Source organism: Pseudomonas sp. M2(2023), assembly GCF_030263955.1.
Classification (GTDB): Bacteria; Pseudomonadota; Gammaproteobacteria; order Pseudomonadales; family Pseudomonadaceae; genus Aquipseudomonas; species Aquipseudomonas asiatica.
Window position 1 is genome coordinate 1085133 of the sequence record NZ_CP127114.1, and the last position, 26309, is coordinate 1111441.

Consider the following 26309-nt stretch of genomic DNA (forward strand, 5'->3'; position numbering starts at 1 on the left):
GGGGTTCCTCAGGCGTCGTCGTTGGCTTTGATCAGGCGGTCGTAGGCGTCCTGGTCGAGCAGGGCGGCCACGGCGCTGGCATCGGCGGGAATGAAGCGGAAGAACCAGCCTTCGCCCATCGGGTCTTCGTTGACCAGTTCCGGGCTGTCTTCGAGTTGGTCGTTGATCTGGACCACTTCGCCGGTCAGGGGCATGTACACACCGCTGGCGGCCTTGACCGACTCGACGGTGGACGCTTCGCTGCCTTTCTCATACTGCTGCAACTCTGGCAGTTGCACGAAAACCACATCGCCAAGGGCATTCTGGGCGTAGGCGGTGATGCCCACGGTAACGCTGCCATCGGCTTCGACGCGCAGCCATTCGTGATCTTCAGTGAAACGCAACTCGCTCATGGGGAATCCTCGGGAAGCAGGGCGTTAGGCGCGGTGGCTCCGCGCTCTTGGGGTTGGGATTCCCTTAGCAAAAATGCGGCCAATCGTTAAAAAACGTTATAAATCAATATGTTAATTATTTTACGTATTCAGTTTGTCATACTTGTGGAATGAAAACGCTACAGCGGGAGGGGGATGAAAAAGGGTTTGGGGATCAAACCCTTGCACCGCCGTATCGGAATGGGTGTGTATCGATTTGAATACGGTGTATTTAAATCGATACGGCGTTGCCTGCGGGGTGCCAGTCTTTGCGGCTAAAAACATCCGCGCTCCAATAACGGCTGCCGTTCTGGTTTTGGCGAGTCCAGCCCTTTGCAATGAGCTCCTTGGCAATCATCCGGTTCATGAAACCGTGACCTAGCAGCAGTACCGGCCCTTCGCTTGCAAGTGATAACAGCCGTTGTGCTGCCATGCTGGCGCGAAGCCTGGCACCGCTGACCGTTTCGACATTGCGCGAGTAACCACACAACCACAGGAGGCGAAGGATGAATGCCCAGGTAAACGGTGAAAGTCGAGGCAACTTCCATTGGCCATACGGCAGGTGCGCTTCACAAAAAAGCGCATCGACGTGGCTGGGCTCAAGACCGAGCGCCTGCAGCGAGCTCAATGCACGTGGCGCTGTGCTCGAGACAATCACCCTCGCCGTTGCGGCGAGCTGCAGGCTGGCGGTCGGGACGGGCTGGTCGGTAATTTCGGCGCGGTTGTAGCCTTCGAACCAGTCCTTCATATCCAGCGCTGACACTTTGTTGCTTGTAACCAGTGCTGGCTGGCCGTGGCGCATCAAGATTATTTCCGCGGTCATGGTGTAACTACTTCCTTGTCCTGGTGGGCGCGCCCTGTTGTTCAAACCAGCCGTGATCACGATACCACGCCACGGTATCGGCGATTGTCAGCTCCAGCGCCCGAAAGCTCAGGCCAAGCGCGTGTTCACTTTTGCTGTGGTTGAAACGCGTACGATCCTTTTCCCGTACCAGCAGGCGCAGTGTGGCCAAGCTTAGCAGGATGGGCTTGCCGGTAAGCCGCGCATACATTTCCTGCACTGCGGCCAGGCAGAACAACAACGGCAACGGTAAATGCCGGGCTGGCGTTCGTACGCCTGCCAGACGGCCCACTATTGGTACCAGTTCAGCCATGGTCATATGCCGCCCGGCGGCCAGGTAGCGTTCGCCACTTCGTCCTTGCGTGGCTGCTGCAATGTGCGCCAAAGCCACATCGCGGGCATCGACCACCGAGAAACTGCCCGGGATCAAGCCAGGCAGTTTGCCGTGCACGACATCGTTGACCAGTTGCCCGGACGACGTAGGGCCGATGTCGCCAGGGCCCCACATCCAGCCGGGGAGCACCATGCAGGCGTGCATGTCGGGGCAGGCATCGAGAAACTCAGTCACGACGCGGTCGGCGAGGATCTTGCTGCGGTAGTAGTCATCTGCATCTGCTTCGGCCCGCAGGCATGTCTCATCGATCGACGTGCCTGGTGCCCCGTCGAGCACTGCAATGGACGAGGTATGGATAAACCGCCGGATGCCGGCCAGGTAGGCCTGTTCCAGCAGGCGGCGGGTACCGGTCACATTGATCTGCTCGAGTGCTTGCCAATGGCTGCCGCCTTTGTAGTTGTCACGAAAGAACGCCGCAGTATGGAACACCGTGTCGCAGCCGCGCAGCGATGCCGCGAAGGCGTCGACATCGGCCATGTCGCCTTCGACCAGCTCCACTTCGGGCACATCACCGAACTGCTGTTCCCCCTTTGCTCTTGACCGCACCAGCCCTTTGACCGTGTAGCCATGAGCGACCAGTTCACGGACCAGGTTGTTGCCCAGCAAGCCGGTTGCTCCGGTAACGAACACATTGCGCATGGCTCAACCCTCGCTCTGTTCGGCAGATGGCTTCAACATGGCACTGTCGAAAAACACCGCTTCACGGATGGCCAGGCCATTTCTGAAGGTGAAGTGCGCCGCATAGTGCACGCAAATCCGACGCCCATGGGCCGGAACGATCACGCCTGCTGGCAGCAGCAGTGGGGCAGTGAAGGTGCCGGTCAGGACGGCGGTCATTGCCAGCCGATCGTCCGAGACCATGAATGGGGTCAGGGCCACCTGGGCATCAGGGAGTGCGCTGAACAGCGCCATCTCCCGCGCGCGCATGGCTTCGCGCCCGGTTTGGGTCGTCATGCCGTCCAGGTACACGAAGTCTTCGTCGACTAGTGCCAGCAGCCCTTGCACATCACGCTGGTTAAAGGCATTGGCGGCGCGTTGGGCATAGTCCTTGGGGCTCGTCATCATGCAATCCATTCCATTTGTTCAGAGGGGCCCAAGGTATACTCCCGCGCTTGCTGTCGAAAAACAGCGCCTACTGCATAGTGGGTTTGCGAATTTGCAGACCAGGGAGAGGCCGGCACATATGGCATTGCAGGAAAACTGGGACGATCTTCGGCTGCTATTGGCCGTATCGCGGCGTGGCAGCTTTCTTCGCGCTGGCGAGTTGCTGGGTATTGCACCATCGACCGTTTCGCGTCGCCTGACCCAGCTTGAGGCTGCATTGGGCGAGCCGCTTGTCGAGCGGGGCGTAGAGGGATGCAGGCTGACCTCGCGCGGTCAATCGCTGGTCGAAGTGGCCCAGGCAGCAGAAGCTGGGCTACGGCGCCAGACGCCTGCTGGCGCAGCCGAGCTGCCTTGCGAACTCTCTGGCACTGTGCAGGTGAGCGCAGGGGAAGGCTTCTCGACTTGCGTACTGGAGGCGGCCAATCGCTTCACCGGACTACACCCGGGTTGCTCGGTGGAGTTGACCGTGACCGCCGACTTCCACAAGATCGTCCGGGGTGTGGCGGACATTGCCGTGCGCACGGCCCATCTGGGTGAGCCCTCACTGATTTATCGGCCGATAGGCCGGCTTGGCTATGGTGTGTTCGCCGCTGCTGGTTACCTGCACCGTTTTCCGGGGGTTACCCCTGCGACGGCGGTCAATATCGGCCTGCTTCCGCCGCTGGACGTGTTGCCGCAAGTACGTGCGGCAAAGGCGGGGGGGCTGGAACGTGCGCCGATCCGCGTGACCTCGTTCAGCGCACAGCTCGAATCGGTGAGACGAGGCATGGGGGTGGCGGTACTGCCCCGGATTCTGGCCAAGGATTTGATCGAGTTGTTCGTCGACCTTCCCCTTCCAGATTTGGAGGTCTACATGGTGACCCGGCCACAGGCATTGAAGCAGCCTCACATAAAGTGCTTTTTCTCGATCCTGGAGGAAATGCTGCACCAGGCCCTGTCTACGGATTCTGGGCAGGACCTGGCGCAGCAACATACCGGCTGAGCGTTCAGCGTCTGGCTCAAAAGAACGGCAACGCCAGATACAGCTTGATGACGATGACATTGATGATGTCGATGAAGAATGCCCCCACCATCGGCACCACCAGGAAGGCAATGCGCGAGGCTCCGTAGCGCTGGGTCACCGCTTGCATGTTGGCGATTGCCGTTGGCGTTGCACCCAGGCCGAAACCACAGTGCCCGGCAGCCAGTACCGCTGCATCATAGTTGCGGCCCATGACCCGGAACGTGACGAATATCGCGAACAGTGCCATGACCAATGTCTGTGCGGCGAGCAATGCAAAGAATGGTAATGCCAGCGCTGAAAGGTCCCACAACTTGAGCGACATCAAGGCAATGGCCAGGAATAACGACAAACTCACATTGCCCAATACCGAGACTTCCCGTTCGAATACTTGATAAAAGCCGAGCGCCGAAAGGCCGTTTCGCAACACCACGCCCACAAACAACACGCAAACGAACGTTGGCAGTTCAAACGCAGTGCCTTTCAGCAAACCGTTAAGTAACGAGCCTGCGAGCAAACTGACAGCGATCAGCGCCAGTGTTTCGATAAATGAAAACGGTGTAATCAGGCGCTCTTTGTCTGGTTGTTCGAAACCCTTGGGCAGTTGTGGTGCTGGTTCTTCGATACCAGGTGTCGTTACCCGTCTGATCAGCAACCGGGCGACCGGGCCACCAATAAGGCCACCCAGTACCAGGCCGAAGGTAGCTGATGCCATTGCCAGTTCGGAGGCCGACGCCAGACCGAACTTTTCGGTGAAAGTGGCCCCCCACGCGGCGCCTGTACCGTGGCCGCCGGACAAGGTAATAGAGCCGGCCAGCAGGCCCATCAGCGGGTCGAGCCCCAGTGCCGTTGCCAGGCCGATGCCCATGGCGTTCTGGACCAGCAGCAAGCCGGTTACCACCAGCAGGAACACGGTAACCACGCGGCCACCTTTTTTCAGGCTGGCGAAGTCTGCACTCAAACCGATGGTGGCGAAGAATGCCAGCATCAGAGGAGTTTGCAGTGAAGTATCGAATTGCACGTGGATATCGAAACTGCGCAACCCCAGGAACGCCAAGGCCACTACCAGGCCGCCAGCGACAGGTTCCGGAATATTGTAAGTGCGCAGGAAACCAATACGCGCGACCAGGCCGCGCCCCAATAACAGTACCAAAGAGGCGGCTACAAGCGTCCCGTAAAAATCGAGTTCAAACATCAGGTGCTCTCGTTATATCCAGTAGCGGACCACTTCCCGCTATGGGGCGGAAAAGTGGGGTGACAGGTGGGAATACACTGTCACCATTCTACGAGGCATACGTGGGAGAGTGTCTTTCACTGGCGTAGGAAAAGCCTGAATAACAACCGTGTTATTACAATAACTATCAGGGGCCGCTTTGCGGCCCATCGCAGGCAAGCCAGCTTCCACAGGTATCAGGCTTTGCCCGGTATTCCATATTTGCGCAGGCGCTGCGCAATGGCGGTATGTGAAGTTTGCAAGCGCCCGGCCAGTTGCCGCGTCGATGGGTAGCTGGCGTACAGACGTTGCAGCAGCTCGCGCTCGAAATCGCCCACGGCCTGTTCCAGGCTGGCCACTTCGCCGTCCTGACCACGGGCCACCGAGGTGCCGGCGATGTCCAGGTCACCAATATCCACCAGGTTGCCCTCGCAGATGGCTGCGGCGCGGAATATCACGTTCTGCAACTGGCGCACATTGCCCGGCCAAGGGTTGGCCAGCAGTGCCGAATGGGTAGCCGGGGTCAGCCTGCAGGGTGGGCGCTGGATCTGCGTGCAGGCCTGCTGCATGAAGAAATGCGCCAGCATCAGGATGTCCTGGCCGCGGTCGCGCAGCGGTGGCACTTGCAGATTGAGCACGTTCAGGCGGTAGAACAGGTCTTCGCGGAAGCTGCCTTCGGCGACCATGCGCTCCAGGTCACGGTGGGTGGCGCTGATGATGCGTACATCCACCTTCACTTCGCGGTCACCACCCACCCGGCGGAAGCTGCCATCGCTGAGAAAGCGCAGCAGCTTGGCCTGCAGGTATGGCGACATCTCGCCGATTTCATCGAGGAACACCGTGCCCTGGTTGGCCAGCTCCATCAACCCGGGCTTGCCGCCCCGTTGCGCACCGGTGAAGGCCCCGGGGGCGTAGCCGAACAGTTCGCTTTCGGCCAGGCTCTCGGGCAGCGCGGCACAGTTCAGGGCCAGGAATGGCGCCGCATGGCGGCTGCTGATGGCGTGGCAGGCGCGGGCTACCAGTTCTTTGCCGGTGCCGGTTTCGCCATGCACCAGCAGCGGTGCATCGAGCGCCGCCACGCGCAGGGCGCGGGCCTTGAGGGTGCGGATGGCCGGTGACTCGCCGAGCAAGGCATCGAAGCCTTCGGCATGGTCGTGGTGCAGGGCCGACAGGCGTTCGCCCATGCGCGTAGGCGGATACAGTGTCAGCAGGCCACCGGCGTTGGTGATCGGCATGGCGTCCAGCAACAGGCTCTGGCCGTTGAGCTGCATCTCGCGCATGGGCAGGTGGAAGTTGTTGTCCAGCAGGGCCTGCAGCAGCGCCGGGTCGCCGAACAGCTCACCCACCGAGCGCCCGGCCGATTCGCGGCCGCACAGTTCGATCAGCGCCGGGTTGGCCAGCAGCACCTTGCCGGCACTGTCCACGGCCAGCACCGGGTCGCTCATCGCCGCCAGCAGGGCATCGAGCTGCAGGTGCCGGCGTTGGCCAGGGAGGATGTCGACCACGTCCACCGATTGCACGCCATGTACCTCGAACAGCGCGTCGTGCAGTTCTTCGAGCACGGCGGGGCTGAGGGTAGGGGCGTCGATGTAGACGTTCGGCGGGACCATCTCCACGGCGTCCAGGTTGAGGTTGCGGGCACCGAGCAGGGCGAGGACTTCCTGGGTGATGCCGACGCGGTCGATGAAGCTGACGTGGATGCGCATGGGGAGGGTGCGGTTGTGGCTGGGGGAGGGCGGTAGTATGCCTCAACATTGTCGGGGCCGCTTTGCGGCCCCGGTTCTTGAAATCACTCCAGATGTTCAGGCTTGATCGGGTCGCCCGATTTCACATCCAGCTTTTCGCGAATGTCCGCGAACATATGGTCATAAAGCTTGTGCGGCGAGCTCAGGCTCTCGAATTTCTTCGGTGGCTTCAGGTACGACTGCGCCCTTCGGCTCAGTTGCATGAGGAAGCTGGGCAATACCTGGTCCTTGGCCAGGAAGAACTTTTCTTCCACTGGCTTGCCTTCGATGCTGCCATGCATCTTGAACTGGATGCCTCTACCTTCCTTGGGGTCCGACACTGCCTCGTATTCGATGTTCAGGTCATAGCTGTGGTCATTCTGGTTCAGCGCGGTGCGCTCGATGTGTACATGACCGGGTTGGTACTGGGCCATGGCAAGCTCCTTTGGAAGGTCGAAAATGGCGGACGCTGGCGCCCGCCTACTGCATTCAACGGTAGCTGATCCCCGGCTTCGCGGTGGAAACGCGCGTGCCGGCGGTGCCTTTGACGATGTCTTCGATGTTCTCCAGCGAACTGATCACTGCCACTTTGCCGGTGTTGCGGGCAAAGTCGCAGGCGGCCTGCACCTTCGGCCCCATGGAGCCAGCGGCGAAGCCAAGGCGTTCGAGTTCGTCGGGGTGGGCCTGGGCAATGGCCTTTTGTGTGGGCTTGCCCCAGTCAACATAGGCCGCATCGACGTCGGTGGCAATGATCAGTAGGTCGGCGTCCAGCTGCTCTGCCAGCAGGGCCGAGCACAGGTCCTTGTCGATCACCGCCTCGATGCCCTTGAGCTTGCGGTTCTCATCGTACATGGTGGGGATGCCGCCGCCGCCGGCGCAAATCACGATGCTGCTCTTTTCCAGCAGCCACTTGATCGGGCGGATCTCGAAGATGCGTTTGGGTTTCGGGCTGGCCACCACTCGGCGGTACTTGTCGCCGTCGGCCTTGACCACCCAACCCTTTTCCTTGGCCAGGCGCTCGGCCTCTTCCTTGCCATAGACCGGGCCGATGAACTTGGTCGGGTCCTTGAAGGCGGGGTCGTTGGCGTCCACTTCGACCTGGGTCAGCAGGGTGGCGAACGGCACTTCGAAGGCCAGCAAGTTGCCCAGTTCCTGTTCGATCATGTAGCCGATCATGCCCTCGGTCTCGGCCCCCAGCACGTCCAGCGGGTAGGCCTCGTCGGGCTTGTAGGACAGGCCCTGCAGCGATAGCAGGCCAACTTGCGGGCCGTTGCCGTGGGCTATGACAAGCTCGTTGCCTGGGTGGATCTTGGCGATCTGTTCGGTGGCGGTGCGAATATTGGCCCGCTGGTTATCAGCGGTCATGGGCTCGCCGCGACGCAGCAGGGCGTTGCCGCCCAATGCAACAACGATACGCATGGGGAATGTCCTTTAACGAAAAGAAGGGAGCGCTGCTCTCGTCCGGTATCGCCGCCCCTTGTGGGAGCGGGTTTACCCGCGAAAGCGTCAGCCCATGCAACGCGGCTGGTGCTACTGACGCATTCGCGGGTAAACCCGCTCCCACACGGGGTTCGGGTTGCCCGGCTTGCCGAGTCAGCCTTTACAGGTCAGCCAGTGTCGACACCAGGATCGCCTTGATCGTGTGCATGCGGTTTTCCGCCTGCTCGAAGGCGATGCAGGCCGGCGACTCGAAGACGTCGTCGGTCACTTCGATACCGTTGGCCAGGTCCGGGTACTGTTCGGCGATCTGCTTGCCTACCTTGGTTTCGGAGTTGTGGAACGCCGGCAGGCAGTGCATGAACTTGGTCCGCGGGTTGCCGGTGGACTTCATCAGCTGTGCATTCACCTGATACGGCTTGAGCAGCTTGATGCGCTCACCCCAGGCTTCGATCGGCTCACCCATCGATACCCACACGTCGGTGTGCACGAAGTCCACACCCTTGACCGCGGCAACCGGGTCTTCGGTGAGGGTGATGCGTGCGCCGCTTTCCTCGGCGTACTTGTGGCAACGTTCGACCAGGTCGTCATGCGGCCACAGCGCCTTGGGCGCGGCGATGCGTACGTCCATGCCAAGCTTGGCGCCGATCAGCAGCAGCGAGTTGCCCATGTTGTTGCGGGCGTCGCCCAGGTAGGCGTAGCTGATGTCGTGCAGGGGCTTGTCGCTGTGCTCACGCATGGTCAGCACGTCGGCGATCATCTGGGTTGGGTGGTATTCGTCGGTCAGGCCGTTGAACACCGGAACGCCGGCGAACTTGGCCAGCTCTTCGACGATTTCCTGCTTGAAGCCCCGGTACTCGATGGCGTCGTACATGCGCCCGAGCACGCGGGCAGTATCCTTCATGCTTTCCTTGTGGCCGATCTGCGAGGAGGTCGGGTCGATGTAGGTGACATTGGCGCCCTGGTCATAGGCGGCCACTTCGAAGGCGCAGCGGGTACGGGTAGAGGTTTTTTCGAAGATCAGCGCGATGTTGTTGCCCTTCAGGTGCTGCTGCTCGGTGCCGGTGTACTTGGCACGCTTGAGGTCGCGGGACAGGTCCAGCAGGTAGCGCAGCTCACGGGTGGTGTGGTGTTCCAGGCTGAGCAGGTTGCGGTTGTGAATATTGAACGCCATGACTTTTCTCCTTGAGTTTGGTGAACGCACCGGCCGCCGCTTTATGAGGGCGGCCGGGGGTAATGGTCGTTAGTAGTCGATCGGGTCGCGCACGATCGGGCAGGTCATGCAGTGGCCGCCACCCCGGCCCCGGCCCAGTTCGCCGGCACTGATGGTGATGACCTCGATCCCGGCTTTGCGTAGCAGGGTATTGGTGTAGGTGTTGCGGTCGTAGCCAATGACCACGCCCGGTTCCATGGCCACCACGTTGTTGCCGTCATCCCACTGTTCGCGCTCGGCGGCAAAGCTGTTGCCACCGGTTTCGACCACGCGCAGCTTGACCCCAAGCTGCTCGCCCACCACCTCGATGAACGACTTGTTCTCGCGGCGCACGTCCATGCCGTAAGGCTTGCTTTCGTCCGGGCGGATGATGAACGGCACGATCTCTTTCACCACTTCCGGGAAGACCGTTACCAGGTCGCGGTCGCAGAAGCTGAACACGGTGTCCAGGTGCATGGCAGCGCGGGATTTTGGCAGGCCGGCGACGATGACTTTTTCCACCGCGCCCTTGGCGAACAGGTTTTGCGCCAACTGGCCGATGGCCTGGCGCGAGGTGCGCTCGCCCATGCCGATCAGCACGATGCCTTTGCCGATCGGCATCACGTCACCGCCTTCGAGGGTAGCGTTGCCGTGGTCCTTGTCCGGGTCGCCGTACCACACCTGGAAGTCGGCGCCGGTGAACTCCTTGTGGAACTTGTAGATGGCGGTGGTCAACAGGGTTTCCTGGCGGCGCGCCGGCCAGTACATCGGGTTGAGCGTGACGCCGCCATAGATCCAGCAGGTGGTGTCACGGGTGAACTGGGTGTTGGGCAACGGTGGCAGGATGAAGCTGGAGTGGCCCAGGTAGTCGTTGTACATCTTGACCACGCTGGCGCCTTCGCTTTCCGGCAAGTCCTGGCCTGCCACGCCGCCGATCAGAAACTCGGCCAGATGGCGTGGCTCGAGGCCTTCGAGCCAGCTTCGCACTTCATTGGTCAGGCCGACACCGACGGTGTCGGAGGTGATCTTGCGATCGAGGATCCACTTCAGTGCTTCGGGTTGCTGGACGATGTCGGTCAGCAGGTTGTGCATCTCCAGCACATCCACGCCACGCTCGCGCATCTTGGTGACAAAGTCGAAATGGTCACGCTTGGCCTGGTCGACCCAGATCACGTCGTCGAACAGCAGCTCGTCACAGTTGCTCGGCGTCAGGCGCTTGTGCGCCAGGCCCGGCGAGCAAACCATCACTTTGCGCAGTTTGCCGGCTTCGGAGTGGACACCGTACTTCTGTTTTTCAGCGGACATGATTTCATTCCTCCAGTTGAACGAAGACGTGGGTCAAAGGGTCAGGAAGCCGTCGTACAGGCCAAAGGCTGCCACCAGGGCACCGATGACCACGGCTGCGAAGATCAGTTTTTCCACGTTGGTGAAGACAGGTTGGCCAACCTCACGCTTGGCCTTGGCGAACAGGATTGCGCCAGGTGCGTAGAGCAGGGCCGAGAGCAGCAGGTATTTCACGCCACCGGCGTACAGCAGCCAGACGGCGTACAACAGGGCGATACCACCGATCACCAGGTCCTTCTGCCGTTCGGCCAGGGCCTGCTCGTAGGTTTCGCTACGCAGAGCCAGCAGGAAGGCATAGGCGGCCGACCACAGGTAGGGCACCAGGATCATCGAGGTGGCCAGGTAGATCAGCGACAGGTAGGTACTGCTGGAGAACAGTGTGATCACCAGGAAGATCTGCACCATGGCGTTGGTCAGCCACAGGGCGTTGGCCGGTACCTGGTTGGCGTTCTCGCGGCGCAGGAACTCCGGCATGGTATGGTCCTTGGCGGCGGCGAACATGATCTCGGCGCACAGCAGCACCCACGAAAGCAGGGCCCCGAGCAGCGAGATGATCAGGCCGACGCTGATCAGTACCGCGCCCCAGTGGCCGACCACATGCTCCAGTACGGCAGCCATCGACGGGTTCTGCAGCTTGGCCAGTTCTGGTTGGGTCATGATGCCCAGCGACAGCACGTTGACCAGCACCAGGAACAGCAGCACGGTGACGAAGCCGATGACCGTGGCCTTGCCCACGTCAGAGCGTTTTTCCGCCCGCGACGAGAAGATGCTCGCACCCTCGATGCCGATGAACACCCACACGGTGACCAGCATCATGTTGCGCACCTGGTTCATCACGCTGCCCAGCTCTGGCGTACCTACCGCCCAGATGTCGGCGGTGAAGATGTCGAGCTTGAAGGCGAACAGGCAGATCAGGGCGAACAGCAGCAGCGGCACCACCTTGGCCACGGTGGTGATCAGGTTGATGAATGCTGCTTCCTTGATGCCGCGCAGCACCAGGAAATGTACGGCCCACAGCAGCACTGATGCGCCGATGATGGCGGCCGGGGTGTTGCCTTCGCCGAAGATCGGGAAGAAGTAGCCCAGGGTACTGAACAGCAGCACGAAGTAGCCGACGTTGCCCAGCCAGGCACTGATCCAGTAGCCCCAGGCCGAGGAGAAGCCCATGTAGTCGCCAAAACCGGCCTTGGCGTAGGCATACACCCCGCCATCCAGGTCAGGCTTGCGGTTGGCCAGGGTCTGGAACACGAACGCCAGGGTCAGCATGCCGACCGCGGTGATCGCCCAGCCGATCAGTACAGCGCCAACCCCTGCGCTGGCAGCCATGTTTTGCGGCAGCGAGAAGATCCCGCCACCAATCATCGAACCGACGACAAGTGCAACTAACGCGCCGAGCTTTAGTTTTCCGGATGAATCAGACATTTAACAACTCCTGCCAGGAGAAAGTTGACGACAGAGTAAATCCGACGCCGCTGCCATTCGCTGACTTGGGTCAGTTCATGGCGACGTGAAGTAGGAAAATTCCTTCACGAAGCTCCTGGAGAGTGCCGACAACTTATGCCGCAGGCCCTGCATGCTGGCACCTCCATGTCCATCTAGAGCAAACGCTCTGTTCAGCCTGCGATGCTTGACGCTAGCCGTTTTTGCCGCTTTCGCAAATTTTTCACAAGAATTTCGAGTTTTATCGGATTCTTTTCTAGTTGCTCCGGAGCTGCTAGGTTTTACTCAAAAGCTGGCATAGACAAAGCAGTTATTAGTGCTATAGCTTCATTGGTCAGGATCATTATAAGTAGCAACACTTATATGGACTGCATGGCTGTTTCAAGCCCATGACAGTGCGCAAAAAAAGGAAGGCTCATGAGCGAACCGGGACAGAAGCTGCGCCTGGGCGCGCTGATCGCATTGGTGGTCGGCTCGATGATTGGAGGCGGGATCTTCTCGTTGCCGCAGAACATGGCGGCGCGTGCCGATGTGGGGGCTGTGCTGATCGGTTGGGGTATCACCGCAGTCGGCATGTTGGCCCTGGCTTTCGTATTCCAGACCCTGGCCAATCGCAAGCCGGAGCTGGACTCGGGAGTGTACGCCTACGCCAAGGCCGGCTTTGGCGAGTACATGGGTTTTTCCTCGGCCTGGGGCTACTGGATCAGTGCCTGGCTGGGCAACGTCGGCTACTTCGTGCTGCTGTTCAGCACCCTGGGTTTCTACTTCCCGGTATTCGGCGAGGGCAACACGCCAATCGCCATCGGCTGCGCTTCGCTGCTGCTCTGGGCGGTGCATTTCCTGGTGCTGCGCGGCATCAAGGAAGCGGCGTTCATCAACCAGGTGACTACCGTCGCCAAGGTGGTACCGTTGCTGATTTTCGTGGTGATCGCGGCGTTCGCCTTCCGCGCCGATATCTTCACACGTGACATCTGGGGCCTGAGCAACCCGCAGTTCGGCAGCGTGCTGGAGCAGGTGCGTAACATGATGCTGGTCACCGTGTTCGTGTTCATCGGCATCGAGGGCGCCAGTGTGTATTCCGGGCGCGCCCAGCGCCGCTCGGATGTGGGCAAGGCTACGGTGATCGGTTTTCTGGGAGTGCTGGCGCTGCTGGTGCTGGTCAACGTGCTGTCGCTGGGGGTGATGACCCAGCCGCAACTGGCCGGGCTGCAGAACCCGTCACTGGCTTCGGTGCTGGAGCATATCGTCGGGCCATGGGGTGCCTTGTTGATCAGTATCGGCCTGGCGGTTTCGCTGCTTGGCGCGCTGCTGTCGTGGGCGTTGCTGTGTGCCGAGATCCTCTACGCCACGGCGCGGGACAAGACCATGCCGCGTTTCCTGGCCAAGGAAAACGCCAACCATGTACCGGCCAACGCCCTGTGGCTGACCAACTGCATGATCCAGGGCTTCCTGCTGATCACGCTGTTTTCCGCCGGTACCTATACCAGCCTGATCTACCTGGCCTCGTCGATGATTCTTGTGCCCTACCTGTGGTCGGCGGCCTACGCCGTGCTGTTGGCGGTACGTGCAGAAACCTACGACGAGCAGCCGGCCCTGCGCCGCAAGGACCTGCTGGTGGCGCTGGTTGCCCTGGTATATGCCGTGTGGCTGTTGTACGCCGGCGGGCTGAAGTACCTGCTGCTGTCGGCGCTGCTGTACGCCCCGGGCGTGATCCTGTTCGCCAGGGCCAAGCATGAGCAGGGTAAAACCTTGTTCACCACTTGGGAAAAGCTGATTTTCGCTGCCGTGCTGGCAGGTGCCGCGCTGGCGGCCTATGCCCTGTACTCAGGGCTGCTGAGCTTGTGACGGGGCAGGGCAGGGGGCGTGCTCGGGGCGGGACCAGATCCACAGGTTGCCCAGGGTCATGCCGGCAATGGCCAGGAACACCGGCCAGCGGTGTTCCAGGAACGTCAGCATCAGGCCCGCGCACAGCAGCATGCTGAGGGTCGCGCTGACCTTGGCCCGGCGCTGGATCACCTTGCCATTGCGCCAGTTGTGCAATATCGGCCCGAAGAGCCGATGGTTCTCCAGCCAGGCAGACAGGCGCGGCGAACTGCGTGTGGCCGCCCAGGCAGCCAGCAGGATGAATTCGGTGGTCGGCAGGCCGGGAATGACGATCGCGACCAGGCCCACGCCCAGGCTCACGTAAGCCAAGGTCGCATACAGCAGGCGGGCGAGTTTCGAACGGGCGGGTCGGGTCATGGTCTCACTGCATGGAAGCGGTTCGGCCACCGGTAGGGTGGCCGGGGTATGGCGTGTCAAACCAGCGCGGCATCTGCAGCATAGGCATGCTTGAGCAGCTTGGTGAAGCGCTCGAAGGCAGCAATTGCGCCGCGTTCGGCAGCGGCTTCCTCTTCGGCCGACAGGGCCAGGCCATCAAGAATGCGGGTGAACTGTTTCCAGCCTTCGGCACGGCCACCGGCCGGTTCGCCCAGGTGTCGGGCACCGAAGCTGTCGGACAGTTCCAGGGCCACGGCACGCTTGATCAGAAACGCAGCGCCCAGTTTGGAGCCTTCGGAGACGAAGATCCAGCCCATTGCCTCGCCCAGGCTCGGGTTGCGCAGGGCGCCCGGCACGGCTGGTGGTATTTCGGTGTCAAGGTCGGCGAGGTCCAGACGGGCCTGTTCGGCACGGCAGCGCTCGGCAAGGTCGGGGATGATGGCGATCAGTTGCGGGTCGTTGTACAGGGCCTGCAGCTCGGCCTGGAACAGGTACTGGGCGACCACGAAGCGGGCGAAGCTTTCGCGGCTGTCGAAGGGCGCGTGGGCTTTGACCAGGGCATCAAGTTCGGCGTGGGGGGCGTGGGTGATCTGGTTGAGGCGCTGGGAGCGCAGGGCTGGGCGGTCGGTCATGGGGCAGTCCTTGGAAAAGGGGCGTCTAGAGACAAGACGAAATAGCGGGGGCGGGACAGTAAAAAAAGCTGGTATTTGTGCTGGTAGTGCTGGCCTCTTCGCGGGTAAACCCGCTCCCACAGGGACATCACAGGCCCGAGGTCTGCGCGATACCTGTGGGAGCGGGTTTACCCGCGAAGAGGCCGGCACTGACGAAACAAACCTGTCAGCGATAATCCAGGTCAGATATCCCAAACCACATTGATGCCGAAGTTGCGCCCCGGCATGGTCAGGCGGTCGATGTTGGCCGGCTGAGTCACGGCCGCTTCACCCTGGCCGTCGTAGCTGCGTACCGAATCCCACTGCCAGTACTTCTTGTCGGTGAGGTTGTACAGGCCGGCGTTGATGGTCACGTCGTCGGTGACCTTGTAGTAACCGGTCAGGTCCAGCACCCCGTAGCCCGGGGTGCGGAACTTGGAGCTCGAACCGTCGGGCGAGTAGAAGGTGCTGTCGTCGACGCGGGTCTTGCGCTTGACCAATGTCCAGCTCAGCAGGCCGCCGTAGTGTTGTTGTTCGTAACCCAGGCCGAACACGCCCTTGAGCGGGTTGACGCTGTTCAGTGGCTCGCCGGTGTCATCGTTGCGGCCATAGGTGTAGGCGATCGAGCCCTGGGTATACAGGCCCTGCGGCGCACCGAAGTGGTCCAGGTTCAGGCGGCCCTTGACCTCGGTACCCTTGATGGTGGCGTGCTTGATGTTGTTGGCCTTGAAGGTCTGCTCCAGGTTGGCGCTTTGTACGGCATCTTCGTCGATGAAGTCGCGGTACTTGTTGTAGAACACCGCCACGTCGAAATTACCGGCGTCGAAGTTGCCACGCAGGCCGGTTTCATAGCTTTTGCTCTTTTCGGGTTCGAGACCCGGGTTGCCTTCGACGCGGTAGCCTTGCTCGATGTTCTCAAACTTCCCGTACATGGATTTGGCAGTCGGGGTGCGGAAACCTTCGGCGTACTGGCCATACCAGGTGTAGTTGTCGTTGAAGGCGTAGGTCAGGCCGAACTTGGGCGAGACGCGATGCCACTTCTTGTCCGAGTCGTCCTGGGAGATAGGTGCGGTACCGCTGGACTCCAGGCCACGCAGGAATTCCTCGGTGAACCTGGGCTCCATGCGCGTGTAGTCGTAACGAGCACCAGGCATGAAGGTCCAGTTGTTCCAGCGGATTTCATCCTGCACGAACAGGCTGTAGGTGTTCACCGTCGGGTCCGGGAAGTCGCTGACCAGGGCCTGGCCGTCTGCCGGGCGCTCGGCGCCAGCGCCAGAACAACCTGAACCAACGGCCAGGCAGGTGCCAGTGCCGCTGCGCGAACCGGTGACCTTCTCGTGCTTGAGGGTGGTGCCGTAGGTCAGCAGGTGGTCGGTGGCGCCGAGGCTGAAGGCCTTGTCCAGCTGGGCGTCGAATACCCACTGGCGGTCCTTGTACAGAGTGTCTCGGGTACGCAGTACCTGACGGCCAGGCGGTGCGTAGACTTCCTCGGTGTGCTGGTCGGTCTTGGCGATCTGGTAGTTCAGGCTCCACTTCACATGGTCGGCGACCAGCGAATCCAGGCCGAACTCATGGTTGATGCCAAGGCGTTCGCGGGTGACGGTGTCGTTGCCGTTACGCGCCTTGTAGTAACCTGGGGCACCAAAGCCAGGAATGAAAGGCCCGCCCACCGCACTGAGGATGTTCTGGTCGCGATCATCCTTGTAGCGCTCGTAGGTGAAGCCCAGGCGCGCTTCGTCGGCGTAGTTCCAGCCCAGCTTGGCCAGCACGTTTGTGGTGCGCACGTCCATCGGGTTGGCTTCGGTACGCGCCAGGCCGTCACCGCTGTGGCCGCCGTGGGTCTCGGTTTCGTGACCGTTGCGCTGGCTCAGGTGCAACAGGCCGTCGAAGTCGCCCTGGCGGCCGGCGACGGTGGCGGAGGTCAGCCAGCTTTCGTCGGCCGAGCTGTAGCCGGTCTTCAGGCGGGCACCGGCGTCCTTGCCAGGCTTGATGATGTCGTCCGGGTCGAGGGTGAAGTAGCTCACCGCTCCGCCGATGGCGTTGCTGCCATACAGCACCGAGGCCGGGCCGCGAAGGATTTCCACACGCTTGACGATCTCCGGGTCAACGTAGTTGCGCTGGGTCTGGGCGTAGGGGCCGAAGAAGAAGCTGTCGGGGATCGACACGCCGTCCACCTGGGTGAGGATGCGCTCGCCATCGATACCACGGATGTTGTAGCCGTTCAGGCCGCTGCGCTGGCCGGTGCCGGCTACCGACACACCTGGTTCGTAGCGCACCAGGTCCTGGATGTTGTTCACGTTCTGCCGGTCCAGTTGCTCGCGGGTCTGCACGCTGACGGTGCTCGGCACCTGGCTGACGTCCTGGGCGCTGCGGGTGGCGCTGACGGTCACCTGCTGCAGGGCAATCACATTGGCGCTGGCCTGGCGTTCGAGCACCACATTGCCGTTGCTGATCTTGCGAAAGCCCAGGCCGGTGCCGTGCAGCAGGCGCTTGAGCGCGGCTTCCGGCGGTAACGAACCCTGCACCCCTGGCGATGCCACGCCGTCGGCCAGTTCGGCGCTGAAGCCGACCTGCCAGCCGGTGACCTGGCTGAAAGCATTGATGGCCGAAACCAGCGGCTGCTGGCCGATGCTGAAGCGGTAGTCGCCCATGCGCGGGCTGCTGGCCTGTGCCGGTTCGGCGGCCAGTGCCGGCAGGCTGATGGCGCCGCTGGCGAGCAGGGCGAGGTTCAGTAGGGAAAGGCTCAGGAGGGACAGTTGCCCTCCATGGCGAGGAAGGGTGGAGGGGCGGGTAGGACCTGTGGACATCGGAAGCGCTCCCTGACGCGCGGACTGTTATAGGTGATGGCTGTCCTCGTTTTCAAACGAGAATCAGTTGCATTGGCTATAACGAGACGGGCGGGGTAGCGTGACTGCGTAAAAAAAGTTGGATTGCGGTTTGGCGGTCTGTATCGCGATTTCTGTGGGAGCGGGCATGCCCGCGAAACAGGCACCGCGGTGGATGGCACGGGCGTTGCCCGTGTTCGCGGGCACGCCCGCTCCCACAGGGACCGTGTCGGGTTTCAGATTTGCGGATCAGTTCAGAATGACCAGCGCCGGGTACTCATGCAGCTGTGCCGAGGTGATGTGGGCCAGCGCACGCAGGGTTTCCAGCGGTTGGTCGAGGCGGTAGTTGCCGGTGACCGCCATGTCTTCCAGCTGCGCATTGCGGTTGATGATCCAGCCCGGGTAGTAGCGCTGCACCTCGGCCAGCACCTGGCTCAGCGGGCAGTTCTCGAACACCAGGCGGCCGTCGACCCAGGCCAGGTCCTTGTGCATGTCGGGGCGCTGGCGCTTGCCGAATCCCTGGGGGCCGACGCTGATGCTGTCGCCGGCGCTCAGGCGGATGCGCTGGTCGCGGGCCCCCTGCAGGTCGACATCGCCGCGCTGCACCCGCACCTGTGCCTCGCCGTCGAGGTAGCGCACGGCAAAGTCGGTGTCGCGCACCTGCGCGCGCAATGGCCCGGCCTGCACTTCCAGTGGCAGCAGCGCGCCCTCGGGGACCTGAAAATAGGCCTCACCCTGCAATAGGCGGGCGACCTGGCGACCATCACGCTGCTCGCTGGCAAATGCCGAATTGGTGTTGAGCAGCACTTTCGCCCCATCTTCCAGCTGCAGGCGCTGGCGTTCTCCCACCACTGTCAGGTGGTCGGCCTGCAGGCGCATGGGCAGGTTGCCGAGGGTGAACAGCCCGACCAGCAGCAGCGCTGCCGTGGCCAGGGGTTTCCAGTGGCTGCGCAGGCGCCCGCGCCACGAGCGGCGCTGTTGCTTATGCATCTGTACGGCCACCTGGTGCAGCGGTGTGCCGTTCCACAATGCTTCTGCCTCGACATAGGCCTCGGCATTTTCCGGCGCTGCGCTCAGCCAGGCTTCGAAGGCCTGGGTGTCCTCGGCGTCGGCGCATTGCAGGCGTACCAGCCAGTCCAGCGCCTCGTCCATGGCACGAGCACGGGCGCTGGGCCCGGCGGGTGACGGGCGAGGGGCAGGGCTGTTGGTCACGGTGAATCCTTGAATGGTTTTTTTCGAATGATCAAGGCTGAGGCGGAGTGTGGCAAGGGCTTTGGGTTGCCTCACTTGAGGCGGTCGGCGACACCCATGCAGATCGCCATGATCAGTTTCAGTTCCTTCTGTACCGTGCTGGGCGAAACATTCAGTTGTCTGGCGATTTCCAGGTAGGTGGCGCCATGCAGCCGGCTTAGTATGAAGATGCGCTGCTGACGTTCGCTCAGCTGTTTGAGGCTGATACTCAGGTGCTTGAGCAACTGCTCGGCATGGGCCGCATCCTCGCTGCTGGTGGCCGGCGCGGCCACGCTGTGCAGGACCTCGTCGGGCACGTCGTCGACCAGCATGCGCGATTGCACCCGGCGCGCGCGCAGATGGTCGAGGGCCAGGTTGCGCGCGGTCTGGAACACGAACGGCTCGATGTGTTCGATGGGCCGCTCACCGAGCGCGCGGGAAACCCGCAGGTAGGTTTCCTGCAACAGGTCCTCGGCCGTATTGGGGTTGCCCACCATGCGTTGCAGGGTGCGCAGCAGGGTAAGACGCTGGACGAGGAAGATAGAGTTGAACCGGGACTGACTCACAGGGGGACCTGGCCGACGAAAGGTTAATGATAATGCTTATCATCCTCCTCGAAGGTCAAGCCTGGAAATGTTAGGAAAAGGTAAAGATTGTGAGTGGCAGGCGCCGGCATGCTTTTTGTGGGAGCGGCCTTGCGTCGCGAAAGGGCCGCAAAGCGGCCCCGGAGGTCTCAGCACCACCGCTGAGGTCCGAGGGCTGCTTTGCAGCCCTTTCGCGACGCAAGGCCGCTCCCACAAGGGGCACACCCACATTGGCCGCCAGGCTGAGAAGCTCAGCGGGCGCGGCACAACGCCAGGCAGTTATCCAGCATGCGGTTGGAGAACCCCCACTCGTTGTCATACCAGGCCAGCACCTTGAGCATGCGCCCGTTGGCCCGGGTATGGTTGGCATCGAAGATCGACGACAGCGGGTTGTGGTTGAAATCGCAGGAAACCAGCGGCAAGGCGTTGTAGCCCAATACCCTGGAATGCTTGCTGGCCTCGAGGAACAGCTGGTTGACCTGTTCGGCCGTGGCCTCGCGCTTGAGGTTGACCGTGAGGTCCACCAGCGACACGTTGATCACCGGCACCCGTACCGCCATGCCGGTCAGCTTGCCGGCCAGCTCCGGCAATACCAGGCCCACGGCCTCGGCAGCGCCGGTCTTGCTCGGGATCATCGACTGGGTTGCCGAACGCGCACGATACGGGTCGCCGTGGTACACATCGGTCAGCACCTGATCGTTGGTATAGGCATGGATGGTGGTCATCAGGCCCTGTTCGATGCCGAACTCGCGGTGCAGCACCTGGGCAATCGGTGCCAGGCAGTTGGTAGTGCAGGAGGCATTGGAGATGATCTGGTGCGAGGCCCGCAGGATGTCATGGTTGACCCCGTACACCACGGTGGCATCGGCGCCTTTGGCCGGTGCCGAGACAATCACCTTGCCAGCCCCCGCAGCCAGGTGGGCGGCGGCCTTGGCACGCTCGGTGAACAGCCCGGTGCATTCGAACACCACGTCGATCGCCTCGGCCTTCCAGGGCAGTTCGGCCGGGTTGCGGATGGCACTGACCGCGATACGGTCACCATTGACCGTGAGGCTTTCGTGGTCGGCCTCGACACTGGCGTCGAAGGTACCGTGCACGCTGTCGTACTTGAGCAGGTGGGCATTCATGGCGCTGTCGCCCAGGTCGTTGATGGCGACGACCTGCAGGTCCTGGCGGTAGCCTTGGGTATACAGTGCGCGCAGGACGTTGCGCCCGATGCGGCCGAATCCATTGATGGCGATGCGTAGGGTCATGGCAGTACCTCTGGCAGTCCGAGTGAAAGCTGTGGCACAAAGGAGCTTCACTGAAACGGTTTTGTTGTTGGAATTACAAGATTATTCACCTGACGATAGAAAACAAGCCTTTTTAGTGGCAGTATTTTGTTTAAATATACAACGAGTGGTTGGGCGACGTGCCTCCACCGATGCAGCGGGCTCCTCTACCTTGAGCCTAGGCCGCAATCGTTTGGAGGGGAAATGCCCGGCAAACCGCCCTTACAATTAGCCTGGAGTCCAGTACATGCATCCGCGCATCCTTGAGGTCACCCAGCGGCTGGTCGAACGTAGCCGTGCCACCCGCGAACGCTACCTGCAACTGATTCGCGGCGCGGCCAGTGACGGCCCCATGCGTGCCAGCCTGCAGTGCGCCAACTTCGCCCATGGCGTGGCCGGTTGCGGCAGCGACGACAAGCAGACCCTGCGCCTGATGAACGCGGCCAACGTGGCCATTGTCTCGGCCTACAACGACATGCTTTCGGCGCACCAGCCGTATCAGCACTTCCCCGAGCAGATCAAGCAGGCCTTGCGTGAAGTCGGCTCGGTCGGCCAGTTCGCCGGTGGCGTGCCAGCCATGTGCGATGGCGTGACTCAGGGCGAGCCGGGCATGGAGCTGGCCATCGCCAGCCGCGAAGTGATCGCCATGTCCACTGCCGTGGCCCTGTCGCACAACATGTTCGACGCCGCGCTGATGCTGGGCATCTGCGACAAGATCGTCCCCGGCCTGATGATGGGGGCGCTGCGCTTCGGCCACCTGCCGACCATCTTCGTTCCGGGCGGGCCGATGGTCTCCGGCATTTCCAACAAGCAGAAGGCCGATGTGCGCCAGCGCTACGCCGAAGGCAAGGCCAGCCGCGAAGAGCTGCTGGAGTCGGAGATGAAGTCCTACCACAGTCCTGGCACCTGCACCTTCTACGGCACTGCCAATACCAACCAGTTGGTGATGGAGGTGATGGGCCTGCACCTGCCGGGCGCCTCGTTCGTCAACCCGTACACACCGCTGCGCGACGCGCTCACCGCCGAGGCCGCGCAGCAGGTCACGCGCATGACCAAGGCCAGCGGCAGCTTCATGCCGCTGGGTGAAATCGTCGACGAGAAGGCGTTGGTCAACTCCATCGTCGCCCTGCATGCCACCGGCGGCTCGACCAACCATACCCTGCACATCCCGGCGATTGCCCAGGCTGCGGGTATCCAGCTGACCTGGCAGGACATGGCCGACCTGTCCGAGGTGGTGCCGACCCTGTCCCACGTCTACCCCAACGGCAAGGCCGACATCAACCACTTCCAGGCCGCTGGCGGCATGGCCTTCCTGATCCGCGAGCTGCTCGATGCCGGGCTGCTGCACGAAGATGTCAACACCGTGGCCGGCCATGGCCTGCGCCGCTACACCCAGGAGCCGTTCCTCGACAACGGCAAGCTGGTGTGGCGCGAAGGGCCGCAGCACAGCCTGGACGAAAGCATCCTGCGCCCGGTGGCGCGGCCGTTCTCGGCCGAAGGCGGCCTGCGGGTGATGGAGGGCAACCTCGGCCGCGGCGTGATGAAGGTGTCCGCTGTTGCCCCCGAGCACCAGGTGGTCGAGGCCCCGGCGCGGGTGTTCCACGACCAGCAGTCGCTGGCCGATGCGTTCAAGGCCGGCGAGCTGGAGCGTGACTTCGTCGCCGTGGTGCGCTTCCAGGGCCCGCGCTGCAACGGCATGCCGGAGCTGCACAAGCTCACACCGTTCCTCGGTGTGCTGCAGGACCGTGGCTTCAAGGTGGCGCTGGTCACCGACGGTCGCATGTCCGGTGCCTCGGGCAAGATCCCGGCGGCCATTCACGTTTGCCCCGAGGCTTATGACGGCGGCCCGCTGGCACGGGTGCGCGATGGTGATATTGTGCGGGTCGATGGTGTCGAAGGCACGCTGCGGGTAATGGTGTCGGCTGAAGAATTGGCCAGCCGCGACCTGCCGCCAGCGCCACAGGGCAACGACCTGGGCTGCGGGCGCGAGCTGTTCGGCTTCATGCGCATGGCGTTCAGCCCGGCAGAGCAGGGCGCCAGTGCGTTCACCTCGGCCCTGGAGAACCTCAAATGAAGGACCTGCTGGTTGGCGACATCGGCGGCACCAATGCCCGTTTTGCGTTGTGGCGTGACAACCAGCTGCATGAAGTGAAGGTCTTTGCCACCGAGGACTACACCAGCCCGGAACAGGCCATCGAGGCTTACCTCGAAGGCTTGGGCATTCCCCGCGGCGGCGTGACTGCTGCCTGCCTGGCGGTGGCCGGGCCGGTCGATGGCGATGAGTTCCGCTTCACCAACAACCACTGGCGCCTCAGCCGCGTGGCCTTCTGCCAGACATTGCAGGTCGAGCGGCTGCTGCTGATCAACGATTTTACCGCTATGGCGCTGGGCATGACCCGCCTGCGCCCCGGCGAATTCCGCGAAGTATGCCCAGGCCAGGCGGACCTGTCTCGGCCGGCATTGGTCATTGGCCCGGGTACCGGGCTGGGCGTTGGCGCGTTATTGCGCCTGGGCGAACAGCACTGGCATGCCTTGCCGGGAGAGGGCGGGCACGTCGACCTGCCGGTGGGCAATGCCCGCGAAGCGGCGATTCACCAACAGATTCACGGGCAGATCGGCCATGTCAGCGCCGAGACCGTGCTCAGTGGCGGTGGCCTGCTGCGCCTGTACCAGGCAATTTGCGCGCTGGACGGCGACACACCCCGACACAAGACCCCGGCACAGATCACCGATGCCGCGCTCGGCGGCGAGCCGCGGGCGCTGGCGGTGATCGAGCAGTTCTGCCGGTTCCTCGGCCGAGTCGCTGGTAACAATGTTCTGACGCTGGGCGCACGGGGTGGGGTCTATATTGTCGGCGGCGTGATCCCGCGCTTTGCCGAGCTGTTCCTGCGCAGCGGGTTTGCCGCGAGTTTTTCCGACAAGGGCTGCATGAGTGGCTATTTCGCTGGCGTGCCGGTTTGGCTGGTGACGGCGGAGTTTTCCGGGTTGCTGGGGGCCGGGGTGGCTTTGCAACAGGCGCAGGTTCACTGACTGGGGCCGCAAAGCGGCCCCAATAAAAACAGGCAACAAAGACCTGTAACTAACAAAAGGACGGACCACCTTGAGCACTGCCGGCAAATCAATCCTGATGGTCGACGACGACCAGGAAATCCGCGAACTGCTGCAAACCTACCTGAGCCGCTCCGGCTTCCAGGTGCATGCCGAAGCCGACGGAAAGGGCTTTCGCCGCGCGCTGGAAACCACCCCCTGCGACCTGGTCATCCTCGATGTCATGCTGCCCGACGAAGACGGCTTCAGCTTGTGCCGCTGGGTACGCCAGCACCCGCGACAGGCACGGGTACCGATCATCATGCTCACCGCCAGCTCCGACGAAACCGACCGGGTCATCGGCCTGGAGCTGGGCGCCGACGACTACCTGGGCAAGCCATTCAGCCCCCGCGAACTGCAAGCGCGGATCAAGGCCCTGCTTCGCCGCGCCGAGTTCGGCCAGGCGGCGCCGGGCAGTGCGGTGCTGGCCTTCGACGACTGGCGCCTGGACACGGTCAGCCACCGCCTGTTCCATCGCGACGGTGAGGAAGTGATTCTCTCCGGCGCCGACTTCGCCCTGCTCAAGCTGTTCCTCGACCACCCACAGCAGATCCTCGACCGCGACACCATCGGCAACGCCACCCGTGGTCGCGAGCCGATGCCGCTGGACCGCATCGTCGACATGGCGGTCAGCCGCCTGCGCCAGCGCCTGCGCGATACCGACAAACCACCCCGGCTGATCCGCACCGTACGCGGCAGCGGTTACCTGTTGGCTGCCCATGTCTGCAATGCGCCCTGAGCGGCGCTGGCGTCTGCTGCCGCGTTCGCTACTGGGGCGCATGCTGCTGCTGACCCTGCTGGTAGTGCTGCTGGCCCAGGGGTTGTCGAGCATCATCTGGGTTGCCCAATTGCGCGCCAGCCAGTTGCAGGGCCTGCGTGCCAGCGCCAGCAGCCTGGCTCATTCGATGAGTGCCAGTGTCAGCTACTTCCGCTCGTTGCCGGTGGCCTACCGGCCGATGGTCCTCGACCAGCTGCGCAGCATGGGCGGCACGCGCTTTTTCGTGTCCCTCAACGCCAAGCCGCTGGACATGCCGCTACTGCCCGTTACCCCACGCAAGCAGGCGGTGATCGATGTGTTCCAGCAAGTGCTGCATGAGCGCCTGGGTTCGCAGATGGAAATTTCCGTGGAGTTCGTGGGGCCGGACGACCTGCGTATCTTCAACAGCGGGCTGAAGCTCGACGAACTGCCACGGTCCTGGGCCCATTACTCGCTGACCCTGGAGCCACTCAACCCGCCGGTGCTGGTAACCCAGATCCGCCTGGGCGAGGGTGAGTGGCTGTACATCGCCTCGCTGCTGCCCGAACCCTACACCAGCCTGGAGGCCGAGCGCCTGCCGCGTCAACAGATCGGCTTCATCGTGCTGACCACGGCCTTGCTGCTGTTGTTCATCGGCTTGCTGGTGCACTGGCAAAGCTGGCCGCTCAAGCGCCTGGCGCGGGCTGCGCGGGAGATGTCGCTGGGCGCCGATGTAGCGCCGGTGGCCGAAGGCGGTGGCAGCGAGGTGGTCGAGGTGGGGCGTGCGTTCAACAGCATGCGCGAGCGCATCAGCCGATACCTGACCGAGCGCAGCCAGCTGTTCAGCGCCATTTCCCACGACCTGCGCACACCGATCACCCGCTTGCGCCTGCGCGTCGAGCTGCTGGAGGACGAGCGCCTGCAGGCCAAGTTCAGCCAGGATCTGGACGAGCTGGAACTGCTGGTCAAAGGCGCGTTGCAGTGCGTGAAGGACACCGACATCCACGAGAACATCGAGCCGGTCGATCTCAACCAGGTGCTGGAAATCCTGGCCGAGCCTTACCTGGGCGATGGCCGCATAACGCTCGAAGGCCGGGCGCTGGCGCCGTACCCGGGCAAGCCGCTGGCGTTGCGGCGCTGCATCGGCAACCTGATCGACAATGCCATCAAGTACGGCGAGCGGGCACGGTTGCGCATCATCGACAATGCCGAGGGGTTTGTCCTGCAGGTGGATGACCAGGGGCCGGGGGTGCCGCAGCAGCAGCTGGAGCAGGTGTTCGAGCCGCACTTCCGTCTGGCCGGGAAGCAGCAGGGGTACGGGCTGGGGTTGGGGATTGCGCGCAACATTGCCCATAGCCATGGCGGGGAGGTGAGCTTGCTGAACCTGCGTGAGGGCGGGTTGCGGGTGACCTTGTATCTGCCGCGGGGCATGGACTGAAGGGTTGTATTGCCTCTACCGGCCCCTTCGCGGGTAAACCCGCTCCCACAAAGACCTCACAGGTCCATACAGACTCCGAGGCTAACGCAAAAACTTGTAGGAGCGGGTTTACCCGCGAAGAGGCCGGCAC

Annotated in this window: 23 protein-coding genes; 6 read left to right on the plus strand and 17 right to left on the minus strand. The window is 62.5% G+C overall.

The genetic code is table 11. The annotated features are described in order from the left end of the window. Positions 1–8: 8 nt before the first annotated feature. From gcvH to QN085_RS05060, 4 genes are all read right to left on the minus strand, one after another. Positions 9–392 (minus strand): glycine cleavage system protein GcvH, encoded by a 384-nt coding sequence (gcvH, locus tag QN085_RS05045; RefSeq protein ID WP_003257943.1) that lies wholly within the window; start codon positions 390–392, stop codon positions 9–11. A 250-nt stretch (positions 393–642) separates the two neighbouring features. Further along, positions 643–1233: a histidine phosphatase family protein gene (locus QN085_RS05050; protein WP_023661117.1), complete on the minus strand. Its 591-nt coding sequence runs from the start codon at positions 1231–1233 to the stop codon at positions 643–645. A 7-nt stretch (positions 1234–1240) separates the two neighbouring features. Further along, complete coding sequence (locus QN085_RS05055; RefSeq protein ID WP_023661116.1) at positions 1241–2284, minus strand: SDR family oxidoreductase; 1044 nt, start codon at positions 2282–2284, stop codon at positions 1241–1243. A gap of 3 nt (positions 2285–2287) precedes the next feature. Continuing rightward, positions 2288–2710, minus strand: coding sequence for an ester cyclase (locus QN085_RS05060; protein ID WP_015269083.1), 423 nt, complete (start codon positions 2708–2710; stop codon positions 2288–2290). Positions 2711–2828: 118 nt separating this feature from the next. On the opposite strand from QN085_RS05060, the gene QN085_RS05065 reads away from it, so the two are divergent. Then, positions 2829–3731: a LysR family transcriptional regulator gene (locus QN085_RS05065; protein WP_023661115.1), complete on the plus strand. Its 903-nt coding sequence runs from the start codon at positions 2829–2831 to the stop codon at positions 3729–3731. Between the two features lie 16 nt (positions 3732–3747). Here the strand turns inward: QN085_RS05065 and gltS are convergent, their stop codons facing one another. The 7 genes from gltS to arcD (QN085_RS05100) form a co-directional block, all read right to left on the minus strand. Beyond that, complete coding sequence (gene gltS, locus QN085_RS05070; RefSeq protein WP_023661114.1) at positions 3748–4944, minus strand: sodium/glutamate symporter; 1197 nt, start codon at positions 4942–4944, stop codon at positions 3748–3750. 215 nt (positions 4945–5159) lie between these two features. Next, complete coding sequence (gene gcsR, locus QN085_RS05075) at positions 5160–6668, minus strand: transcriptional regulator GcsR (RefSeq protein WP_013971110.1); 1509 nt, start codon at positions 6666–6668, stop codon at positions 5160–5162. A gap of 83 nt (positions 6669–6751) precedes the next feature. Beyond that, a complete protein-coding gene (locus QN085_RS05080) occupies positions 6752–7120 on the minus strand; it encodes a DUF5064 family protein (RefSeq protein ID WP_013971111.1) in 369 nt (122 codons plus the stop codon). A 55-nt stretch (positions 7121–7175) separates the two neighbouring features. Beyond that, positions 7176–8105 (minus strand): carbamate kinase, encoded by a 930-nt coding sequence (gene arcC, locus QN085_RS05085; RefSeq protein WP_003257953.1) that lies wholly within the window; start codon positions 8103–8105, stop codon positions 7176–7178. 181 nt (positions 8106–8286) lie between these two features. Continuing rightward, entirely contained in the window at positions 8287–9297 is a 1011-nt protein-coding gene (locus QN085_RS05090; RefSeq protein WP_013971112.1) for an ornithine carbamoyltransferase, read from the minus strand. A 69-nt stretch (positions 9298–9366) separates the two neighbouring features. Beyond that, positions 9367–10620 (minus strand): arginine deiminase, encoded by a 1254-nt coding sequence (gene arcA / locus QN085_RS05095; RefSeq protein WP_003257954.1) that lies wholly within the window; start codon positions 10618–10620, stop codon positions 9367–9369. A 33-nt stretch (positions 10621–10653) separates the two neighbouring features. After that, positions 10654–12081 carry an arginine-ornithine antiporter gene (gene arcD, locus QN085_RS05100; RefSeq protein WP_015269087.1) on the minus strand — a complete coding sequence of 476 codons (1428 nt, stop codon included), beginning with the start codon at positions 12079–12081 and terminating at the stop codon, positions 10654–10656. Positions 12082–12516: 435 nt separating this feature from the next. Here arcD (QN085_RS05100) and arcD (QN085_RS05105) point away from each other — a divergent pair, with 435 nt between their 5' ends. After that, positions 12517–13944, plus strand: a complete 1428-nt coding sequence (gene arcD / locus QN085_RS05105) for an arginine-ornithine antiporter (protein ID WP_013971114.1) — start codon at positions 12517–12519, stop codon at positions 13942–13944. Here the strand turns inward: arcD (QN085_RS05105) and QN085_RS05110 are convergent. The 6 genes from QN085_RS05110 to gap form a co-directional block, all read right to left on the minus strand. Continuing rightward, positions 13924–14340: a YbaN family protein gene (locus QN085_RS05110; protein WP_013971115.1), complete on the minus strand. Its 417-nt coding sequence runs from the start codon at positions 14338–14340 to the stop codon at positions 13924–13926. The genes arcD (QN085_RS05105) and QN085_RS05110 overlap by 21 nt on opposite strands. A 56-nt stretch (positions 14341–14396) precedes the next feature. Further along, positions 14397–14990 carry a biliverdin-producing heme oxygenase gene (locus tag QN085_RS05115; protein WP_013971116.1) on the minus strand — a complete coding sequence of 198 codons (594 nt, stop codon included), beginning with the start codon at positions 14988–14990 and terminating at the stop codon, positions 14397–14399. A gap of 221 nt (positions 14991–15211) precedes the next feature. Then, on the minus strand, positions 15212–17815 hold the full coding sequence (locus QN085_RS05120; RefSeq protein ID WP_013971117.1) for a TonB-dependent receptor: 2604 nt from the start codon (positions 17813–17815) through the stop codon (positions 15212–15214). A 267-nt stretch (positions 17816–18082) separates the two neighbouring features. Beyond that, a complete protein-coding gene (locus tag QN085_RS05125; protein ID WP_031324456.1) occupies positions 18083–19045 on the minus strand; it encodes a FecR family protein in 963 nt (320 codons plus the stop codon). A gap of 71 nt (positions 19046–19116) precedes the next feature. Continuing rightward, positions 19117–19629: an RNA polymerase sigma factor gene (locus tag QN085_RS05130; RefSeq protein ID WP_023661111.1), complete on the minus strand. Its 513-nt coding sequence runs from the start codon at positions 19627–19629 to the stop codon at positions 19117–19119. Positions 19630–19898: 269 nt separating this feature from the next. Then, positions 19899–20900, minus strand: coding sequence for a type I glyceraldehyde-3-phosphate dehydrogenase (gene gap / locus QN085_RS05135; RefSeq protein WP_041506241.1), 1002 nt, complete (start codon positions 20898–20900; stop codon positions 19899–19901). A gap of 265 nt (positions 20901–21165) precedes the next feature. On the opposite strand from gap, the gene edd reads away from it, so the two are divergent. The 4 genes from edd (at position 21166) to QN085_RS05155 (ending at position 26179) form a co-directional block, all read left to right on the plus strand. Beyond that, positions 21166–22992, plus strand: a complete 1827-nt coding sequence (gene edd / locus QN085_RS05140; RefSeq protein WP_013971120.1) for a phosphogluconate dehydratase — start codon at positions 21166–21168, stop codon at positions 22990–22992. After that, positions 22989–23948: a glucokinase gene (locus tag QN085_RS05145; protein ID WP_013971121.1), complete on the plus strand. Its 960-nt coding sequence runs from the start codon at positions 22989–22991 to the stop codon at positions 23946–23948. Before edd ends, QN085_RS05145 begins: the two co-directional genes overlap by 4 nt. Before the next feature lie 70 nt (positions 23949–24018). Further along, complete coding sequence (gene gltR / locus QN085_RS05150) at positions 24019–24744, plus strand: two-component system response regulator GltR (protein WP_003257963.1); 726 nt, start codon at positions 24019–24021, stop codon at positions 24742–24744. Beyond that, positions 24725–26179, plus strand: a complete 1455-nt coding sequence (locus tag QN085_RS05155) for an ATP-binding protein (RefSeq protein ID WP_023663606.1) — start codon at positions 24725–24727, stop codon at positions 26177–26179. The genes gltR and QN085_RS05155 overlap by 20 nt, the downstream gene beginning before the upstream one ends. Positions 26180–26309 lie beyond the last annotated feature (130 nt).

Excerpts from the sequence above, each read along its gene's own strand:
- gltS (WP_023661114.1), bottom strand. The coding sequence starts at position 4,944 with ATGTTTGAACTCGATTTTTACGGGACGCTTGTAGCCGCCTCTTTGGTA.
- QN085_RS05080 (WP_013971111.1), bottom strand. The coding sequence starts at position 7,120 with ATGGCCCAGTACCAACCCGGTCATGTACACATCGAGCGCACCGCGCTG.
- gcvH (WP_003257943.1), bottom strand. The coding sequence starts at position 392 with ATGAGCGAGTTGCGTTTCACTGAAGATCACGAATGGCTGCGCGTCGAA.
- QN085_RS05110 (WP_013971115.1), bottom strand. The coding sequence starts at position 14,340 with ATGACCCGACCCGCCCGTTCGAAACTCGCCCGCCTGCTGTATGCGACC.
- edd (WP_013971120.1), top strand. The coding sequence starts at position 21,166 with ATGCATCCGCGCATCCTTGAGGTCACCCAGCGGCTGGTCGAACGTAGC.
- QN085_RS05065 (WP_023661115.1), top strand. The coding sequence starts at position 2,829 with ATGGCATTGCAGGAAAACTGGGACGATCTTCGGCTGCTATTGGCCGTA.
- QN085_RS05050 (WP_023661117.1), bottom strand. The coding sequence starts at position 1,233 with ATGACCGCGGAAATAATCTTGATGCGCCACGGCCAGCCAGCACTGGTT.
- QN085_RS05145 (WP_013971121.1), top strand. The coding sequence starts at position 22,989 with ATGAAGGACCTGCTGGTTGGCGACATCGGCGGCACCAATGCCCGTTTT.
- QN085_RS05120 (WP_013971117.1), bottom strand. The coding sequence starts at position 17,815 with ATGTCCACAGGTCCTACCCGCCCCTCCACCCTTCCTCGCCATGGAGGG.
- arcC (WP_003257953.1), bottom strand. The coding sequence starts at position 8,105 with ATGCGTATCGTTGTTGCATTGGGCGGCAACGCCCTGCTGCGTCGCGGC.
- QN085_RS05155 (WP_023663606.1), top strand. The coding sequence starts at position 24,725 with ATGTCTGCAATGCGCCCTGAGCGGCGCTGGCGTCTGCTGCCGCGTTCG.
- QN085_RS05090 (WP_013971112.1), bottom strand. The coding sequence starts at position 9,297 with ATGGCGTTCAATATTCACAACCGCAACCTGCTCAGCCTGGAACACCAC.
- gcsR (WP_013971110.1), bottom strand. The coding sequence starts at position 6,668 with ATGCGCATCCACGTCAGCTTCATCGACCGCGTCGGCATCACCCAGGAA.
- arcD (WP_013971114.1), top strand. The coding sequence starts at position 12,517 with ATGAGCGAACCGGGACAGAAGCTGCGCCTGGGCGCGCTGATCGCATTG.
- gap (WP_041506241.1), bottom strand. The coding sequence starts at position 20,900 with ATGACCCTACGCATCGCCATCAATGGATTCGGCCGCATCGGGCGCAAC.
- arcD (WP_015269087.1), bottom strand. The coding sequence starts at position 12,081 with ATGTCTGATTCATCCGGAAAACTAAAGCTCGGCGCGTTAGTTGCACTT.
- QN085_RS05060 (WP_015269083.1), bottom strand. The coding sequence starts at position 2,710 with ATGATGACGAGCCCCAAGGACTATGCCCAACGCGCCGCCAATGCCTTT.
- arcA (WP_003257954.1), bottom strand. The coding sequence starts at position 10,620 with ATGTCCGCTGAAAAACAGAAGTACGGTGTCCACTCCGAAGCCGGCAAA.
- QN085_RS05055 (WP_023661116.1), bottom strand. The coding sequence starts at position 2,284 with ATGCGCAATGTGTTCGTTACCGGAGCAACCGGCTTGCTGGGCAACAAC.
- QN085_RS05115 (WP_013971116.1), bottom strand. The coding sequence starts at position 14,990 with ATGACCGACCGCCCAGCCCTGCGCTCCCAGCGCCTCAACCAGATCACC.